Annotated in this window: 15 protein-coding genes; 10 read left to right on the plus strand and 5 right to left on the minus strand. The window is 33.5% G+C overall.

Annotation, left to right across the window (positions count from 1 at the left end):
- The first annotated feature begins 41 nt into the window (after nt 1-41).
- The 5 genes from EB239_RS07855 to EB239_RS07875 all read left to right on the plus strand — a co-directional run bounded on the left by EB239_RS07855 (nt 42) and on the right by EB239_RS07875 (nt 3,963).
- A complete protein-coding gene (locus EB239_RS07855) occupies nt 42-737 on the plus strand; it encodes a response regulator transcription factor (protein ID WP_003870951.1) in 696 nt (231 codons plus the stop codon).
- Nucleotides 700-2,085 carry a sensor histidine kinase gene (locus tag EB239_RS07860; protein ID WP_003870952.1) on the plus strand — a complete coding sequence of 462 codons (1,386 nt, stop codon included), beginning with the start codon at nt 700-702 and terminating at the stop codon, nt 2,083-2,085. Before EB239_RS07855 ends, EB239_RS07860 begins: the two co-directional genes overlap by 38 nt.
- A gap of 72 nt (nt 2,086-2,157) precedes the next feature.
- Nucleotides 2,158-2,406 carry an SHOCT domain-containing protein gene (locus EB239_RS07865; protein ID WP_003870953.1) on the plus strand — a complete coding sequence of 83 codons (249 nt, stop codon included), beginning with the start codon at nt 2,158-2,160 and terminating at the stop codon, nt 2,404-2,406.
- An 82-nt stretch (nt 2,407-2,488) separates the two neighbouring features.
- Nucleotides 2,489-3,214, plus strand: coding sequence for a creatininase family protein (locus EB239_RS07870; RefSeq protein ID WP_003870954.1), 726 nt, complete (start codon nt 2,489-2,491; stop codon nt 3,212-3,214).
- Nucleotides 3,215-3,408: 194 nt separating this feature from the next.
- A complete protein-coding gene (locus tag EB239_RS07875) occupies nt 3,409-3,963 on the plus strand; it encodes an LbetaH domain-containing protein (protein ID WP_003870955.1) in 555 nt (184 codons plus the stop codon).
- Here EB239_RS07875 and EB239_RS07880 read toward each other — a convergent pair whose 3' ends face one another.
- Nucleotides 3,964-5,316: a PIG-L deacetylase family protein gene (locus EB239_RS07880; RefSeq protein ID WP_003870956.1), complete on the minus strand. Its 1,353-nt coding sequence runs from the start codon at nt 5,314-5,316 to the stop codon at nt 3,964-3,966.
- 153 nt (nt 5,317-5,469) lie between these two features.
- Here EB239_RS07880 and EB239_RS07885 point away from each other — a divergent pair, with 153 nt between their 5' ends.
- The 4 genes from EB239_RS07885 to EB239_RS07905 all read left to right on the plus strand — a co-directional run bounded on the left by EB239_RS07885 (nt 5,470) and on the right by EB239_RS07905 (nt 10,406).
- Complete coding sequence (locus tag EB239_RS07885; RefSeq protein WP_003870957.1) at nt 5,470-6,615, plus strand: ROK family transcriptional regulator; 1,146 nt, start codon at nt 5,470-5,472, stop codon at nt 6,613-6,615.
- A 12-nt stretch (nt 6,616-6,627) separates the two neighbouring features.
- Nucleotides 6,628-7,389, plus strand: coding sequence for a glucosamine-6-phosphate deaminase (gene nagB / locus EB239_RS07890; RefSeq protein ID WP_003870958.1), 762 nt, complete (start codon nt 6,628-6,630; stop codon nt 7,387-7,389).
- A 443-nt stretch (nt 7,390-7,832) separates the two neighbouring features.
- On the plus strand, nt 7,833-9,245 hold the full coding sequence (gene ltrA / locus EB239_RS07900; RefSeq protein WP_129545087.1) for a group II intron reverse transcriptase/maturase: 1,413 nt from the start codon (nt 7,833-7,835) through the stop codon (nt 9,243-9,245).
- 165 nt (nt 9,246-9,410) lie between these two features.
- Complete coding sequence (locus tag EB239_RS07905; protein ID WP_003871543.1) at nt 9,411-10,406, plus strand: phenylacetate--CoA ligase family protein; 996 nt, start codon at nt 9,411-9,413, stop codon at nt 10,404-10,406.
- A 201-nt stretch (nt 10,407-10,607) separates the two neighbouring features.
- Here the strand turns inward: EB239_RS07905 and EB239_RS07910 are convergent, their stop codons facing one another.
- Nucleotides 10,608-11,885 (minus strand): transposase, encoded by a 1,278-nt coding sequence (locus tag EB239_RS07910; RefSeq protein WP_129545126.1) that lies wholly within the window; start codon nt 11,883-11,885, stop codon nt 10,608-10,610.
- Between the two features lie 114 nt (nt 11,886-11,999).
- Here EB239_RS07910 and EB239_RS07915 point away from each other — a divergent pair, with 114 nt between their 5' ends.
- Complete coding sequence (locus EB239_RS07915; protein ID WP_003871704.1) at nt 12,000-12,401, plus strand: hypothetical protein; 402 nt, start codon at nt 12,000-12,002, stop codon at nt 12,399-12,401.
- 243 nt (nt 12,402-12,644) lie between these two features.
- Here the strand turns inward: EB239_RS07915 and EB239_RS07920 are convergent, their stop codons facing one another.
- The 3 genes from EB239_RS07920 to EB239_RS07930 form a co-directional block, all read right to left on the minus strand.
- Nucleotides 12,645-13,841 (minus strand): IS701 family transposase, encoded by a 1,197-nt coding sequence (locus EB239_RS07920; RefSeq protein ID WP_003869480.1) that lies wholly within the window; start codon nt 13,839-13,841, stop codon nt 12,645-12,647.
- A gap of 273 nt (nt 13,842-14,114) precedes the next feature.
- Entirely contained in the window at nt 14,115-16,232 is a 2,118-nt protein-coding gene (locus EB239_RS07925; protein WP_318261465.1) for an ABC transporter permease, read from the minus strand.
- Nucleotides 16,233-16,345: 113 nt separating this feature from the next.
- Complete coding sequence (locus EB239_RS07930; protein WP_003870086.1) at nt 16,346-17,044, minus strand: ABC transporter ATP-binding protein; 699 nt, start codon at nt 17,042-17,044, stop codon at nt 16,346-16,348.
- Nucleotides 17,045-17,080 lie beyond the last annotated feature (36 nt).

Consider the following 17,080-nt stretch of genomic DNA (forward strand, 5'->3'; position numbering starts at 1 on the left):
ATTCATAATTTTGCTGCAAAATAATAAAGGGTGGATGGAAGATGAATAAGAAAATATTTGTGGTTGATGACGAAATAAAAATACTGGAAGTTGTAAAGTCATATCTTGAGCATGAGGGATTTAGCGTTATTACCGAAACCAATGGCAATAACGTTTTAAATACATTAAAAAAAGAAAAACCGGATCTTGTTATACTTGATCTTATGTTGCCAGGTATTTCAGGAGAGGAACTGTGCAAGAGAATACGGCAGTTTTCCAATGTTCCGATATTGATGCTTACAGCAAAAGTTCAAGAAAGTGATAAAATTAATGGATTTTCCATAGGTGCTGATGACTATCTTACAAAACCATTCAGCCCACGTGAATTGGTTATGAGAGTAAAGGCAATATTAAGGAGGACAAGTGATGATGTACCTCTTGCTGAAGTAATGTCTTTTAATAATGATGACCTTGTGGTCGATTTTAAAGCACACACGGTGAAGAAAAAAGGAGTAGTTGTAAATCTCACTCCAAACGAATTTAAAATTTTAAAGTTTTTAATTCGCAATCCTAACAGAGTCTTTACAAGAGAAGAATTAATTGAAAAAGTTATGGGATTTGACTATGAAGGCTATGACAGGACGATTGATGCACATATTAAAAATTTAAGACAAAAAATTGAAGACGATACGAAAAATCCAGTGTATATTAAAACGGTGTATGGTGTTGGATATAAATTTGGTGATGGAAATGTTTAGAAATAATTTAAGAACAAGGACGGCTATTGTATTTATTTCAATAGCTCTTATATCGATTGTTATTGTAAGTATTACAACAAACATCTTAATAATAAATAGCTTTGGAAATTATGTTACAAAGTCAACAGATAAAGAATTTAGCAATATAGCTAACACTCTTGCTGCAGTGTATAAATCTGAGGGAGGTTGGAAAAGTACAACAGGGCGTGAAATTGGCCATGCAGCTATGATGGAAGGGTATGGATTAAGACTTAGAGATAAAGATGGTAAGATTATATGGGATTTTTCTTCAATGTCATATATGATGAATATGATGGGAAAATGGAATAAGAAAAATATTTCTAAAAAAACTCTTCCCATCATTGTGGATGAAAAAACAGTGGGATATGTGGATATAATTTATTATGGGCCGATGATGATGAGTGACTTGGATTTTAAGTTTTTATATGACATTAGCAGATATAATGTTATAGCAACGGTGATAGCTATTTTTATAGCATTGATTATAAGTATTTATGTGTCAAATTATATTACAAGACCGTTAGTTAATATTACGGAAGTTGCTAAAAAGCTTGAAAAAGGTGATTTTACTGCAAAGGTATATGATATACCTAAAGAAGAAGAGCTATTTAAGCTCACAGCGGCAATAAACCACCTTGGAGAATCTTTAAAAAATCAAGAAATACTAAGAAAACAAATGACCTCTGACATTGCACATGAGCTTAGAACACCATTGACAACATTGCAGAGTCATATTGAAGCAATGCTTGATGGGGTTTGGGAGCCGACGCATGAAAGACTGAAAAGTTTAAATGAAGAAGTCTTAAGACTTATAAACATTGTAAAAGACCTTGAAACATTGAATAAATTTGAATCTGACATGTTAAAGCTTAATAAAATCAAATTTGACGTAAGCGAATTAGTAAAGAACATTTTAACAAATTTTGAAGCATCTTTTGCTGAAAAAGAACAAGAAGTTGTAAAGAACATAGAAGATAACATTATGTTGTTTGGTGATAAGGACAGAATAGCACAGGTCTTCGTTAACCTAATATCAAATTCAAATAAATATACTCTTGTAGGTGGCAAAATAAAAATAGACTTTTATAAAGATGGCGATTATGCAGTATTTATTGTAGAAGATAATGGAATGGGTATATCAAAAGATGATATTCCTTTTATTTTTGAAAGGTTTTACAGAGGAGAAAAATCAAGAAATCGTGAAACAGGTGGAAGTGGAATAGGGCTTTCGATTGCAAAAGCCATAGTACTAGCCCATGGAGGCAAAATAAACGTTGAAAGCGAGATAAATAAAGGGAGTAAGTTTACTGTTAAAATTCCCCTATAAAAACTGGTTCATAAGTTTTTCATAATGGCGGTGTATAATTATTTTTGAAAGGAAGAAAGGAGGGAAAATATTATGATGAGAATGATGTATGGCTGGGGTTGGGGATATGGCATAGGTGGATTTATTTGGAGCATTGTCTGGATGGCAATAGAGATAGGTTTAATAGTTGCTGCAATATACTTTATTATATCATTATTTCGAGGCACAAAAAATAGAAACAAAGAGAGGGATGCGATAGAAATTTTAAAAGAAAGATATGCAAGAGGGGAAATAAGCGAAGAGGAATATCTTGAAAGAAAAAAACGACTTGAAGAAAAATAATTGTAGTATGTAGGTATATTTAAATTTGATTTGAATTATGATATCCTTAATTTGTAATAATCAAAATAGGGAGAGAAGTTACATGTATTTAATAAACTATGCTTCTGATGACTTTCAAAAAAACTTGCAAAAATCAGATATAGTTATAATTCCTGTAGGCTCTGTTGAGGCTCATGGACATCACCTTCCTTTGGGAACTGATATTTTTTCGCCTAGACTTTTTTGTGAGATGATTGAAAGAAAAATTGGCGATTATGTGTGGATTGCACCTGAAATACCATATGGGCAAAGTTACGACTTATCTGTCTACCCTGGCACAATTCATGTGCCTTCAGAAGTATTAGCGGAGTACGTGTATGCAGTGGGTAAAAGCTTATATGAAAATGGACTTAAAAAACTTATTTTTTTAAACGGACATGGGGGAAACATAAATGCTCTCAATCTTGCCAGTGAAAAGCTAGTCCAGCTTGGAATGGTAGTTTTAACAATAAATTGGTGGCTGGACTTTACAAAGGAAATACTTACTATTACACAAGGTCAAGGCCATGCAGGAGAAGATGAAACCTCAGCTATTTTGTATTACAACGAGAAACTTGTTCAAATGGATAAAGCGACAAAAAATTTAAAAAAGCCTCTTTATAGGGTTTACTTTAAAGACAGAGGAAAAGTATTTTATGAAAATGCCATGTCTGGAGACGCTACTCTTGCAACAAAAGAAAAAGGTGAAAAAATTTTTGAATTATTGACAGAAAAGATTATAAAGATAATCTTGGATATCCGTGAAGGAAGGTATTTTGTAGAGGAATAAGGGGAAAAGACATGATTGTATCTTTTACAACAAGCCTTAAAAGCTTTTAAATGAAGCTTTTAGGGCATTTTTATTTTATAAAATTTTCTAAACTTTTAATTTCATTTTTTCGTTGTGTATTTACTTTTTTTGCGATATAATGTAAACAAGTATTATAACCTGATATAAATGTTAGGTTATATGAGGTGGAAATTATGATTAGGGAAGATATATTTGGGAATTCTCCTCAAATTGCTCATACAGCTTACATAGATAACACAGCGATTTTAATTGGCAATATTGTAGTAGGAGAAAATGTCTACATAGGACCTAATGTTGTTATTAGAGCAGATGAAGTTGATGAAAATTACAAAGTGGGTAAAATTGTTATTAATGATGGTGCAAGTATTTATGATGGAGTCAATATAAATACAATAGGGGCTTCAAAAATTGAAATAGGGAAAAATGCTATTATTTCCAATGGAGCAATAATAAAGGGAGAATGCTATATTGGGAATTGCTGTAATATCAATATAAAAACTATAATATTTAACTCTTACATTGGTGATAATTGTTACATTGGAATAAACGCTATATTGGAGAATGTAAAAATAAATGACAATATGATGGTGGAGTCTGGAAATATTTTAAATGAAGGCAATGTAGCTTTATTGGTGAAACCAATTTCAAAAGAAAAAATTGATGTAATTTACAAAATGAGTTCTGCAAATAAAATTTTAGTAAATGGCTACAAGTTAATAGGATATTGATTATTTTTCTTTTTTCAAAAGTCTCCACGCTGTTTTGTCAATAAGATATTTATTAGAAGTAGTGGTAGCAGATAAATATATTGCATCAAAGTCTATATTTATAGGAATAGTGATATGAACTATTCTATTTTTTATATTGACATCTCCTTTTCTATTGACTAATTTTCCATTTGTAACTTTTACATTTATTCTTGTAATTTCTTTATGACCTTTAAATAGTATACCATATAAGTTGTATTCATAAAGTGGCTTTGCAGGTTGTCTACACTTTATAGCTACGTGTAAATTATTGTTTTGCATGTATGCATATACTCCTGTTATATCAACACTTCCATTTTCATAATCTCTAAAATTATCATATTCTGGATCTATTATCACTTTATAATCATCAAATTTACGGTTTTTATTGTATTTTTTCAATATACCGTCTTCATAAAACCCATACAGCTCTGTTTTTCTGTCAAAGGCCAATAAAAAGTCTTTCATCACTTTTATCTGAGTTTTATACATCATTATTGCTTCTCCCTTTTTGTCAATATCGGTTTTTGCAAGAGGGTATAGATGCCACTCTGTTCCTGTCTTCAAAAGATTTTGAGGAGGATTTAGATTTAATTGAGGGTGTTTTCCAAAAGGCAGTGGCCAGTCTGTGCGATGAACTATGTAAAGAAATTGAGGGAGATTTTCTTTTTTAAGAAGATATAAGGTATATTTTACAAAACTATTTGTTGCCCAATGGTCGGGATGAAGCTCATTTGGATGAGGATATACAATAAGCGTAGGGTCATATTCTTTTATAATTTTTGTTAAATCTTTTATTATGTTTTCTCCTTTGTATTCTACTTTCAGAGTGTATGAATTATCATAGGGGCTTATTGCTGTCTTAGTACCAAAGCTTTTATAAGGTACATTCCAATATTTCCACCAAAGAGGAGCTAAACCTTTATCAGGATATCCTAAAAAAATAATGTTTTTCCCTTTTACTCCTAAGTATTTTAAAGCAGAAAGAGTCTCTTTCTGTCTATCGTATCCAAGACGCAAAAAATCATGAGGGGTTGGAAAAGGAATGTCATAATTTTCAATAACTGCCCTTTTAAAGGAATCTCCATTAGTTATTATTACGACTTTTACCTCACCACCATATCTCATAGTGTCTTGAATAAGGCCAGCTGAAGCCAATGTTTCATCGTCAGGGTGAGGTGCAAAGACTAATACTCTTTGATAAATTTGAGGAGTTGGATAAAGTTTTTTAACAGGAGTTTTGCTTTCATAATTATAAGTTTTTAATTCTAATCCAGCAAAGGCTACAAAAAGTATTAAAATAATTATTGCAATGTATTTCATTTTTTTATTCATTATAAGACACCTTCCTTGTATATTTGTAGTCTCAAAATTTATTATTTACATTTTTCAAATTATTATGGTATAATAATTACAGGAAAATGTTCGGATATCGAACTAATTTTTTTAGATAATTAGTTCAGATAATGAACTAATGGAGGCGAGATATTGAAAGACTATACTAAAGGCACTTCAGGGTTAATTAAAAATATCAATAAAGCCAATGTTTTAGATGTTATTAAAAAGATGCAACCCATATCGAGAATAGAGGTTTCTAAAGTTTTAAAAATGAGCAAATCTACTATTTCTGCCATTGTAGATGAGTTGATTGAAGAAGGTTTGGTAATAGAAAATGGTTACGGAGAAAAAGGTACAGTAGGGAGAAAGCCTATACAGCTTTCTTTTAATCCTGATGCTAGATTTGTTATAGGGATAAGTGTTGAATCTACAAATTCGATAGGAATTCTGACTAATTTAGAGGGGAAAATTTTAAAAAAGATAAAATGGGAAACTGGCATTAAAGAACAGGCTTTTAATGGAATTGTGAAAGGGATAAAAGAACTTGCTGAGGAAGATAAAAATATAATAGGAATTGGTATTGGTCTTCCAGGAATCACAGATATACAAAAAGGAATTGTTGATGCACCAGGATTGAAATGGAGTAATTTTGATTTAAAGAAAAGGTTGAGTGAAATTTTTAATTATAATATCTACCTAGACAATAGTGTAAATTATGCCGCATTAGGAGAGAGATGGATTGGTTGTTGCTGTGAAATAGAGAATTTTGTGCTTATAAACATAGGAAATGGTATAGGCTCGGGAATATATGTAAATGGTACTTTATTACGAGGCAATAGTTACGCTGCAGGGGAAGTAGGGTACATGGCCATAGGAGAGGATGCTTTTGAAAGAGTTTATTCTTACGAGGATTATGGTTATTTTGAAAGAAAGGCTTCTTTGTCTTCTTTAGTTGAATCAGTTTCTAAAAGTTTGTCTTATGTAAAAACTATTGAGGGTGTAGTAAAAGAATATAAAAAACAAAATCCTGCTTGTGTACAAGCTGTATCTCAATTTATTAAAAATTTAAGCATGGGTATTGCCAATATTGTAAGTATTTTAAACCCAGAAGCAATAATAATTGGAGGAGACATCCTAAACTATGAAATTGATATACGCCAGGAGTTAAAGGAGAAAGTGAAAAGGATTGTGCCTTTTGATTTTGACATTAAAGTAGCTCAACTTGGTGAAGATGCTTCTGCTATTGGGGCGGTAGCCGATGTGCTTTTAAATACAAATAATTTAATTTTACTATAAGGAGGCCATAAGATGAAAGTAATTATAACTGTAAATTATGACGAAATGAGTAAAAAGGCAGCAGAAATTGTGAAAAAGCAAATCAAAGAAAAACATAATACGGTTTTAGGGCTTGCTACAGGTTCTACGCCTCTGGGGATGTATAAACATTTAATTGAGATGTATAAAAGAGGGGAAATAGATTTTTCTAATGTCATTACTTTTAATTTAGACGAATACATTGGTTTATCTCCAGACCATCCTCAAAGCTATCATTATTTTATGTTCCACAATTTTTTCAATCATATTAACATTAAAAAAGAAAATGTTCATATTCCAAATGGCATAGCCGAGGATTTAGAAGAAGAGTGTAGAAAATATGAAGAAGAAATTGAAAAAGCAGGTGGGATTGACTTGCAAATATTAGGTATTGGTGTCAATGGACATATAGGATTTAATGAGCCGGAGGAGAGCATAGAGACTAAAACTCATGTAGTTACTTTGACAGAAGATACAATAAATGCTAATAAGAGATTTTTTAAAAGCGCAGAGGAAGTACCAAGAAAGGCGATTACTATGGGACTTGGAAGTATCATGAAAGCAAAGAAAATTGTCCTTTTGGCTTCTGGAAAAAATAAAGCAGAGGCAATAAAAGAAACTATAAAAGGACAATTGACTACTAAAGTGCCTGCTACTGTTTTAGCTTTACATCCCGATGTAATTATAATAATTGATAAGGAGGCTGCTTCACTTATACCCGATGAAGATTTAAAAGAAATAGAAGTAATTGTTTAATAGGCGAAAGCCTATTTTTTTATGTGCGCCCGGCATGGGCGATAGCTAGGCGGTGAAAGTCCGCTGTGGGCTTGGTAGTGGGAACCACTAGCCAAGAGCAAGGGTGTCCATCGTGAGGTGGAATCTGAAGGAAGCTTAAGGCAAAATCTCGGTCTGATGAACAAGAACCAGATAAGAGGCTGAATTGGGGTGGATGAGTTTGCGTAACAAAACGAAGTCCAACACTACCCGAATCCCATACAGTAAATCTGGCAGATATATGAGATGAAAGTTATCGTTCTTACCCGGGGAGGTCTCAAGGATAAGTCATGGAAGTAAAATCTGAAGTGACAACCCATGCAGTGATGTATGGCTGAACCTTGAGAAGTCAGCAGAGGTCATAGTACTTATCTAGACATGAATAGATAAGGAAGGACCGAACGTTAGGAGGTTTTGGAAATCTTATGGACTCGAAAGATATGCAGAGACTGCAGACAACTCAACAAAGAGGCTATCCGTTGAATAGAGAAATGGAATTTCAAAAGACAACGGAAGTGCATAGTATATCATCGGCGTCGGAAGATGGAAGAAACGAAGTACAAAGATATACCAGCAAGATGCTTGAAATGATAGTAGAACGAAGGAACATGGAAGCAGCATACAAGCGCGTTGTTGCAAATAAAGGAAGCCATGGAGTCGATGGGATGGAAGTAGATGAACTTCTACCGTATCTCAAAGAAAACTGGGCAACCATAAAACAACAACTGCTGGAGGGGAAATACAAACCACAACCAGTGCGAAGAGTAGAAATTCCCAAACCAGATGGAGGAGTAAGACTACTAGGAATACCTACAGTACTAGACAGACTAATACAACAAGCAATAGCCCAAATACTAAATAAAGTCTACAACCATACATTTTCAGATAGCAGTTATGGATTCAGACCAGGACGCAGTGCAAAAGACGCAATAAAAGCCGCAGAAGCATACATAAATGAAGGATACACGTGGGTTGTAGATATGGACTTAGAAAAGTTCTTTGACAGAGTAAACCACGACATAATAATGTCCAAACTAGAAAAGCGGATAGGAGATAAAAGGGTACTAAAGTTAATACGAAGATACCTAGAATCAGGAGTAATGATAAACGGAATCAAAGTATCAACAGAAGAAGGGACACCCCAAGGAGGGCCATTAAGTCCCCTATTAGCAAACATAATGTTGGACGAACTAGACAAAGAACTTGAGAAACGAGGGCATAAATTCTGCCGATATGCAGATGACTGCAACATATATGTAAAAAGCAGGTCTGCAGGAAACAGAGTAATGAAGAGCATAAAGAAGTTCATAGAAAGCAAATTAAAACTAAAAGTCAACGAAGCAAAAAGTGCTGTAGATAGACCATGGAGAAGAAAATTTCTTGGATTTTCATTCTATACAAAAGAAAACGAAGTAAGAATAAGAATCCATGAAAAATCCATCAAAAGGTTTAAGGAAAAAGTAAGAGAAATAACCAATCGGAACAAGGGAATAAGCATGGAAAACAGAATAAAAAGACTAAATCAAATAACAACAGGATGGGTCAACTATTTTGGATTAGCAGACGCGAAAAGCATAATGAAAACCCTTGACGAATGGATAAGGCGAAGACTAAGGGCATGTATATGGAAACAATGGAAGAAGATAAAAACGAAGCATGATAACTTAGTAAAACTAGGAGTAGAAGAACAAAAAGCCTGGGAATACGCCAATACAAGGAAAGGCTACTGGAGAATATCAAATAGCCCAATCCTAAATAAGACTCTTACAAATAAATACTTTGAAAGCATAGGTTATAAGAGTTTATCCCAAAGATATCTAATTGTACACAATTCCTAATGAACCGCCGTATACCGAACGGTACGTACGGTGGTGTGAGAGGACGCTGAATAAAATAATTATTCAGCTCCTACTCGATTTAGCAAGATTTTGCAATTGAGATATAATATAATTGTCAGGGAAAAATAGGTTACAAAAGGTGCTACTTTAAAGGAGAGATAAGCTATGATAAAGGTGATGATGGAAGGATTTAAATTATATAACCATAATAAATGGCCTCGTGAAAAAATAATGGAATATAGCAGTAAGCGTATGAGAGAAATGATAAAACACGCCTATACTTCCAGCAATTTTTATAAAACTCTCTATAAAAGAGCAGGAATAGAATATAAAGATTTGGACGCTGTTCCTATTGAAGAATTGCCTGTGATAGATAAAGAAATGATTAGAAATAATTTTTTTGATATAGTTACTGATTCTATCTCTTCCAAAGAGATAGAAATGGCAATGAAAAATAGTGAATTAATGGTGAGGATAGGAAAATATATCCTTGTTCATACTTCCGGCAGCACAGGCAAGCCTTGTAATTTTCTGTATGATATAGATGCTTTGGATATGATAGAAGCCAATATGGTTCGGATAAGCATAGGCGGGAAAAAGGAAATTGGATGGAGTGATTTCCCTATAAAGGTATTGTACGTAGCTTCTGTAGGCAGCGGTTATGCTTCTACTGTACTTGCTATGAATGGAATTAAAAAATATCGAGCTAAAAGTATGGTATTAAATGCTGCAGACCCTATTGATACTTGGAAAGATAAAATTAAAAATTTCAATCCTAATTATTTGGCTGGTTATCCTTCCTGCATAAAAATATTGGCTGATATGCAACAAAGAGGCGAAATAAATATAAAGCCTAAGAAAATAATTACAGGAGGAGAGCCTTTAAGTAAAGAAATTTCCAATTATTTAAGCTCTGTTTTTGATGCTGACGTAATAGATTATTATGGTTGTACAGAATCAATATTTTTAGGTATGGGAACTAGCTGGTATGAAGGTATGTATCTCATGGATGATATGAATTATGTGGAAGTTGATGAGTTTGGCAGGTTAATCATAACTCCATTGTATAACAAAATTTTTCCTCTTATCCGTTATCGACTGAATGATGTGGTAAAAGGATTTGATAGAGAATATAAAGGTCCTTTACCTTATACTTATTAGGGATGTGCAAAATTAATTAAAATAATCATAATCAAAAACCAAAATATGTATTACATACAATATATAGTAATCAACACTGACAATCAAACATAAAGGAAGTGGTAAGGGAAAAGAAAAGACAAAAAGAGGAGCTAAAAAAGGGCATAAATATCCTGTAGAAGTCAAATGTTAAAAAATGGCATGAAATAGATTCAATAAAAATTAGGCCGATTGCATCAAAGCAACAAGAGATCTAAACTCATCAAATTTACCCAGTTTAATAGCTACAATAGCGACAGTAAGCAAAGTAATATGGCCAAAAGTATTAAGGTTGCTGACAGAATTAATATTTCTAACATAAGCTTTTTCAAAATCTAGAGCTTTAAAGCGGGAATTATATCTTTCTGATTCAATCCTCAATTTATAGACAGCCTTAAAATATAGGGAGTCTCTATTAATAGAGGACCTATAATCAGAAGATATAATAGCATACTTAGTACAGCCTCTATGCTTTTTGCCATTAAAATATTTAGGATGCTGAATAGGGCAGGCAGAGTCATCTTTAGAATTACAGAACTTGCAAACAAATTTTTGCTTAATAAAACCATCAAAATATTGCTTGCCATCTTTGAGCATTTTAATACCTGCTTCACAAACCATATAACCATCATCAGTCAGTGGGGGATTTTTAGAATTACGCTTGTTAAGAGGAATAAAACAATGACCATGGAGAGTATCTCTAACAAAATTATAAACTCTCTTAACATCATACCCCTTATCGGCAATAAAATTAACATACTTAAGGTTAAACCACTTATTAGTCTTCTCAAGCAAAGATAAAGCGGCTTCAAAATCAGGGGCATCAGCGGGGGTAGTAGTTTCAGCGATGGGTAAACCAGAGATAGCATCAACAATAATGTGATTTTTATAGCCCCAATAAAACTTATAGCGTTTATTAGAAGAATCGTTAGAAGCAGAATAAACGCCTAATTTACAATCCTTATCTGACTTAGGCTGATTATCTTTAGAGAATTTATTTTTAGAAAAAGACTTAGGGTTATTTAACTTAGTGTTAGCTTTAATAGGGGTAGAATCCATGGAAATAAACTCACCGGAGATAATACCCATATTTTTGAGGATATTGACCTGATTTTGAAAAATAGAGGTCAAATAATCATGAGAGAAGTCATTAATAAAACGGCGAAAAGTCAAATAAGAAGGAAGAGGTTTAGAAATGTCGAAGCCACAAAGATGAGCAATGATAAGATTATTGCGGAGATAATCTAAAAGGTCAGAAATTGTGCCGAATCTTTCAGCTTTCATGACAATAAAAGCTCTAAAAAGTGCATGGTGAGAATAACCCTTACGGCCAGGACTAGAGGAAGGGAATTCAGGTATTGAAGACAGGTCAAGATTTTCAAACATAGAAGAATAGAAATCAATTTTAGACTGAGAGGTAAAGAGTTCAGGTATATTTAAAAGCAATTGAAGCTGGTACATGTAGAATTTCCTCCTTCTTAAAAAATTTTTTATAGTGTATATATAATAATTCGACAAATGGGAGGGGAAATCCTACATAAAAGATAAAAAATTCAAGAGTGATAGGAAAAAAGTATGTCTGTAGAATGGCTTAAATTAAGGCTTCTGAATTTTGCACAAGTCTATTATACTTATATTAAAAGAGTGATAGGAAGAGAAGAAGAGATAATGTGGTTTAAAAACGAAAATGGTGATAAGGACTTTCTTCATCCTCTTTTTATTGATGACCTTGATGTTGAAGGAATAAAAGAATACCAGTTTGTCCAGACAAGTGATGAAAGCCTTATATTGAACTGTGTCAAACTACCTAATGCCGGTGAAGATGTTGAAGAAGAAATCAAGAGACAACTTGACCAGTTTTTGAGTAAAAAGAAGCTTAGAAATGTAAAATACGAGGTACATTTTACAGACACGCTTCAGATTGATAAGATAACTGGAAAGGTAAAAATGGTCATAAATGCTATAAAACAAGAATGAAAGTATTGCGCGATTGGTATAGTTTTAAGAAAATGATACTCATTTTTGTACGAAAGTGCAAAAAACTATAATGCTTTACTGAAAATTTATACTTTTGTACAGTTGACAAATTTGTGAAAGAATTAAACGATAAATATAAAGAAATTACCAGTAAGATTTTGATTATAAAAATGAAAAATTATTATTTAACTATAGATGAGAAAAATTGATAACAAATATTACCATAAAATAGATGCACTACACCTATGCTAACTGTAGTTCTGCTAAAATTTCATCAATAGGTACTTTATTATTAGCTCGCTCATACAGCCATTGAACACGCTGCTTTTGTACTTCTTTGCGTACCATTTTTATTCCTTGCCCAAATTTGCAATATTCGTCGCCTGAAGTCGTACAATACAGGTATGTCAATGATATAAGCCATAATAATCTATCTATTGATTTTGTTGATCGTACTTGATATGTATTTAGTCCAAGATTATTCTTTGTCTGCCTAAAGAATATTTCTATAGGCCATCTTTGACTGTAGTAATTTAGAATAGTCTCGGTATCTAATTCAGTATCAGTACAGATAAATGCATGTAGAGCATTTTCATTTTTAAAAGCTTTCTCAGGCCAGCACAATACTACTACAGCATTATCTATGCCATTTAAGGCTCCTTCATAGCGATATACCCAGTAATTAGAACCGTTTACTGTAACGAGGCAAACTTCGTTCTTTTCGATATATTGGGCAAAATCTTTTATCTGAATTCTGATGCCTTGTGGATAGATAATCCTGTTAGTTTTTAATGCTCCTATGAGATGGTATCCTCTTTCGAAATGTGCTTCTATTACTTTTTTGTTTATGTACCATGAATCACATAGTCCATATGCTGGTCCTTTAGGTATTGGAAGCATAGATACCATTTCACATATTCTTTCGATTTTGCTTTTGCCACCTTTTTCATAGCGCTCAATGCAGTAAGGTAATACCACATTGCCGCAAGATAGCATCATGGTAAGAAGTTGATGTCCCCAAACTTGCTTCCCTTTTAAATGTGATTGATGGAATCCTGTTGCCTGGATAGTATGTTTAGCCTGTAACGAAGGCTTTGTCTTCTCAGCAATAGTATCATCAAAAATCACAAATATCGGCTTGTTGCTAGTTTGGGATAATTCAAATATAATGCGAATAACTTCTCGCCTTATAGCTCTCCATGCATACTCTATATTCCAAACACCTTGGCTTAAGAATTTGCCAAACGTGGTTCTATGGCAATTAGCAAGGCTTAAATTAACTATATCTGTAACAGTACCACTATAACCTTTTTGAGTGGCAGCAATTATAAATTCTAAAATATGACGAATAACAGGTTTAGTAAAATATAATGCAAAATTTAATTTCATTAAGTACTGGATTATTGATGAATTTTCTGTTATTCTTTTATTATGAGACATTTGCTCCACTCCTATGATTAATATTGTTATAGGGTAACAACATATTAATACCATAGAAGCGAGCATTTGTCTCTATTTTTATTAAATTTTTTCATATAAGTTTGTTATGGTAATTTATGTTAGTGAATTTTCTCATCTATAGTATTTAAATAAAAGTAAAGAAGAGTTAGGCAGCAAAGCTTTTAATCCTTTGCTGCCTTTTTTAAAATTTTAGCTCTATAATAAAAATGGAGGGGTGGTGGCTATTTTAAAAAGGAAAGCAGCTTTTGTTTTTTAGTCTACTTGTTCTCTTAAAATCTCAACCGGCATGACCTTTGCCATCTTTCTTCTGACCAGAAATCTTGAGACTACAAAGACAAAAAACAACACAGCAAATGTTGAGAAGATGCTTTTTGTACTTACATCAAGCATCATGGCAAAGTCTATGTCTTTTGTTGCCGCATTCATCAGACTATCCATTGTTATCTTTGAGAGAGGAACGCCTATTATAAATCCTGCTAAAAATGAAAAGTTGTTAAAGCCAAGCATCATTTTAAAGATACTGCCTTCTCTATATCCCAGCATTTTTAATATCCCTATGTTTTTCTTGTTCTCATTGACAGTGAGGGTAGACAAAACATACACGATCAAGAGGGCAAGGATTGCTGCAACAAGTGCCATAACTTCAATTGTCTTTGAAAGGTCACCAGCCGAAGCTTTTATTGTATTTACAAGCTCAGATTTTGAGTAGCTTTCAAAAATCAAGTTATTGCTAAGGCTTAGTTTTTCTTTTGAAAATATGCCAATATACTCTTCCCTGCTGTAACCAAATATCTTGTTGAAACTCTCAAGGTCCATATATCCACTGTTGCCTACTGGAAGATCAGCTATCTTGTAAACTTTTAAGGTGTACTTTTTATCTGTGAACTTGCTCTTTATGTGAATTTTATCTCCCTCTTTAAGACCAAGCTTGTTTGCCAAAGGTCTTGATATAACAAGCTTATTCGAAATTGGTATTTCATTGCCTTTATTATCATAGAGCTTTATCATCTGTGAATCTTTTTTAATACCGTATATCATAATACTCAATTTTCTTCCTTCAATATCAAAAGACATCACATTGTATGGCTCTGCTTGGTTTGTCAGCTTTATTTCAGGATGTGTGGAAACTGAGTTTAAGAGGTAAAGATATTCATATTTGAAGTTTTTTTCATACGTCCTTTCAATGGCAACAACAATTGAATCCTTTGCTGTCATGCCGTACATCATAAGTATTGTGGAAAAGATTATACCAACTGCTAAAACAAGCTCTCTTGCAAAATGTCTGTAGCCGTACTTTAACATAATCTTTGTCTGAAATTCAAACCTGTCGAAAAACTTTATGTCAGGAAGTTTGCCAAACTTTATCTCGTCAACACCATGAAGCATCTGAACAATCGTGAGCTTGAAAAAGTTTTTGAGCGCAAGGTACCCTGAGATGAATATAAATACTGCTGGCAGCGCCAGTGCAACAAATATGTGCTGCCATGGCAAAACATTTTTCAGCTTTGGCAGGGTAAAATATGACCTGTAAAATTCTGAAAGCGGATACGCTTCAAAATACCCAAGCAGAATACCCAAAATTGAACCTGTCAACCAAATATAAAGTGGAAATCTCATGAAAACTCTAAACACATCTTTCTGGGTATAACCCATGGAATAGAGTGTGCCAATTTCTGCGTGCATGGTGTTTATTATCCTTCGCATGACGATAAAGAGTATAAACGATGATACAAGAATTATAAAAAGACTAAGAGGCAATGTCATCCTCTTTGCATTTTCAAGCTTCATCTCTGTGTAAATTATTCTTGGATTTTCACTTTTCTCAACGAATTTTAAAAGATGCCAGTTAGAATTTATAAAACTCTTGAAATCTTCGATATTGTTGAGTCTTCCTTTATAGCTGTAGTAGTGAACAGGAAGAGCAGGAAACAGCTTTTTCATGTCATTTTCTGTCATCAGCACAACGCCAAAGTGTTTTGGGTCTGGAAGAATGTCCTGGTCGTTTTTTATAATGTAAATGTAATCAGGAAGATAGCCAATTCCACTTACTGTAAACTTTTTATTCAAAATTGTTATACTATCGTTTGTGTGATACTGGTGAGCTTTGAAAAAACTTGGGTCAAGCAAAACTTCACCGTCTTGTGGCTTTTTTCCAGCTTCTATATAGGGCTTGTTTATTCTATCTGAAATTGAAAATATTCTAAGTGTGATTCCATTCTCTTGAACCTCATAAAAAAGCCTCTCCTCAAGCTCAACACCAAATTTTTCTTTCAAGAGTTTTTCATCAATATTCTGAGAGGTAATAAAATACCCATCCTCTTGCACATAGTCTTTTATGAACATCTTATAGTTGACGTCTATGTCTTCCATTGACACAGCAAAAAGGGTATATGTCATTGAAGCAATTGCAACAAGCATTATGATAGAAAAGAACTGTAAAAATTCTCTTTTCATAACCCTCAAAGGGATTTTTTTGATTAACATTACCAGCTTACCTCCTGAGCTGAAATCTTTTGAGGATTCTCTGAAAATTCAACAAGCCTTCCGGACCTGAGCCTCAAGGTCGCATCTGCCATTTTAGAGATGGCAAGGTTGTGTGTTATTATCAAAATGGTTGTGCCAAACCTCTTGTTTACATCCTCCAAAAGCTTTAGAACAAGCTTGCTGCTTTCATAGTCAAGCGCACCTGTTGGCTCATCGCACAGAATCATTGCAGGATTTTTGACAACTGCCCTTGCAATTGCAACCCTCTGCTGCTGACCGCCAGATAGTTCAAAAGGAAATTTATTCTTTTCTGAATACACATCCATCATCTCAAGCACCATGTCAACATCTAAAGGATTTTTGCTTAAAGCCGCGCTGGATAACACATTTTCGTACACAGTAAGACCGTTTATCAGGTTGTAAAATTGAAAAACAAACCCAACATAGTCGCGTCTGTAGTCAGAAAGCTTTTTCTGGTCCATTGCAGTTATCTCTTTTCCATCAACAAAGATTCTGCCCTCTTCTGCCCTGTCAAGCCCACCAAGAATGTTAAAAAGAGTAGTTTTGCCAGAACCAGATGGACCAATCACAGTGTAGATTTTACCTCTTTCAAGCTCAAAGCTCACCTCATTTAGCGCTCTGATTTCATTTTTGCCAATCCTGTAGATTTTGGAAAGCTTTTCTGCTTTGACAAACACAGTATATCCTCTCCTTCAGCCTGCATTCTTTAATGA

Origin of the sequence: Thermoanaerobacter ethanolicus JW 200 (assembly GCF_003722315.1) — a bacterium.
Taxonomy (GTDB): Bacteria; Bacillota; Thermoanaerobacteria; order Thermoanaerobacterales; family Thermoanaerobacteraceae; genus Thermoanaerobacter; species Thermoanaerobacter ethanolicus.

What these genes read in the sequence shown, in the direction of transcription:
- EB239_RS07855 (WP_003870951.1), top strand. Translation starts at nt 42, where the DNA reads ATGAATAAGAAAATATTTGTGGTTGATGACGAAATAAAAATACTGGAA.
- EB239_RS07860 (WP_003870952.1), top strand. Translation starts at nt 700, where the DNA reads ATGGTGTTGGATATAAATTTGGTGATGGAAATGTTTAGAAATAATTTA.
- EB239_RS07865 (WP_003870953.1), top strand. Translation starts at nt 2,158, where the DNA reads ATGATGAGAATGATGTATGGCTGGGGTTGGGGATATGGCATAGGTGGA.
- EB239_RS07870 (WP_003870954.1), top strand. Translation starts at nt 2,489, where the DNA reads ATGTATTTAATAAACTATGCTTCTGATGACTTTCAAAAAAACTTGCAA.
- EB239_RS07875 (WP_003870955.1), top strand. Translation starts at nt 3,409, where the DNA reads ATGATTAGGGAAGATATATTTGGGAATTCTCCTCAAATTGCTCATACA.
- EB239_RS07880 (WP_003870956.1), bottom strand. Translation starts at nt 5,316, where the DNA reads ATGAATAAAAAAATGAAATACATTGCAATAATTATTTTAATACTTTTT.
- nagB (WP_003870958.1), top strand. Translation starts at nt 6,628, where the DNA reads ATGAAAGTAATTATAACTGTAAATTATGACGAAATGAGTAAAAAGGCA.
- ltrA (WP_129545087.1), top strand. Translation starts at nt 7,833, where the DNA reads ATGGACTCGAAAGATATGCAGAGACTGCAGACAACTCAACAAAGAGGC.
- EB239_RS07905 (WP_003871543.1), top strand. Translation starts at nt 9,411, where the DNA reads ATGATAAAGGTGATGATGGAAGGATTTAAATTATATAACCATAATAAA.
- EB239_RS07910 (WP_129545126.1), bottom strand. Translation starts at nt 11,885, where the DNA reads ATGTACCAGCTTCAATTGCTTTTAAATATACCTGAACTCTTTACCTCT.
- EB239_RS07915 (WP_003871704.1), top strand. Translation starts at nt 12,000, where the DNA reads ATGTCTGTAGAATGGCTTAAATTAAGGCTTCTGAATTTTGCACAAGTC.
- EB239_RS07920 (WP_003869480.1), bottom strand. Translation starts at nt 13,841, where the DNA reads ATGTCTCATAATAAAAGAATAACAGAAAATTCATCAATAATCCAGTAC.
- EB239_RS07925 (WP_318261465.1), bottom strand. Translation starts at nt 16,232, where the DNA reads ATGGAAGACATAGACGTCAACTATAAGATGTTCATAAAAGACTATGTG.